The following is a 670-nucleotide window of genomic DNA, read 5'->3' on the forward strand; positions in this document are numbered from 1 at the left end:
ATGTTTAAGGCTTTTATTACCCGTAATTTGGGAGTCGGTCTGGTCACCAGTTTGATCGCACTGGTATTGGGCGGATTGTTATCTTTCTGGGGCGATCGATTCGGGTTGTCTACTCAGGCCGTCAAAATAATTGTTTGGATTGTCAGTATGGTGGGTGTGATATGGCTGTTGAATCTTTTTCGGGATTACAAACAGCGTCTGCCTGTACAGGAAATCGCGGTTAAACCGCTCGTAGAGCAAGCTGTACTTTCAGAAGTGCCATTTTATTTTCAACGGTTGCAATATCAGCTTCGTCGGCGTTATGGCCCCCTTTGGCGTCGGCGGGTCTGTATTTTGTTGGTGATGGGGCAACGGGAACAGGTGGAAGCGATTGCCCCCGGGCTGACAGCACAACACTGGCAAGAGGGCGAGCATAACCTGTTGCTGTGGGGCGGCAGTTTGCAGACGCCGCCGGATAAAGCGCAGTTACAGGCGTTGCGCCAACTGCGTCGCCGTCGCCCGCTGGATGGGGTGGTGTGGGTGATGACCGAAGACCAACTCAGCCAGCGGACGCAGATAGAGACCGCGTTGCGTATGCTGGAGAAACAGGGCCAACAGCTGGGCTGGCAGGCGCCGGTGTATGTGTGGAATGTGCGTCACAGCCACTGGGACCAGCGCGACCGGCCAACTC

The 670-nt window shown here is 54.9% G+C and carries 1 pseudogene; it reads left to right on the top strand.

From position 1 onward, the window contains the following. Nucleotides 1-670, top strand: a pseudogene (locus tag D3222_RS24870) (ImcF-related family protein); the annotation flags it as partial.

It is taken from the genome of Photorhabdus sp. CRCIA-P01 (assembly GCF_003545805.1).
GTDB classification, from domain to species: domain Bacteria; phylum Pseudomonadota; class Gammaproteobacteria; order Enterobacterales; family Enterobacteriaceae; genus Photorhabdus; species Photorhabdus antumapuensis.